Below are 223 nucleotides of genomic sequence, written 5' to 3'. Positions count from 1 at the left end.
AGTTGAGGTGCACCACAAAGCCCACCGACACCAGGTGGTCGTCGAAATGATAGAGCCAGGAGCCGCCGCCGGAATTGTTCGGCAGCGGCCAGCCCATGGAATGGCGCACCAAGCCGGGCTGGAACTTCTCGGGCCGCACCTGCCAGAGCTCCTTGAGGCCGATGCCGTATTTCTGGTGGTCGCGGCCCGCATTCAGGCCGAAGCGCTCGACCATCTGCTTGGT

General features: G+C 63.7%; 1 protein-coding gene. It reads right to left on the bottom strand.

The genetic code is table 11. From position 1 onward, the window contains the following. The coding region (locus E4K09_RS02460) for an NAD(P)/FAD-dependent oxidoreductase (RefSeq protein ID WP_425293804.1) at positions 1-223 on the bottom strand (223 nt) is incomplete at both ends.

The organism is Microvirga pakistanensis (assembly GCF_004458765.1).
Classification (GTDB): domain Bacteria; phylum Pseudomonadota; class Alphaproteobacteria; order Rhizobiales; family Beijerinckiaceae; genus Microvirga; species Microvirga pakistanensis.
The sequence above is the reverse complement of the archived record's forward strand: the minus strand, read 5'-3'. Positions and strand labels throughout refer to the sequence as shown.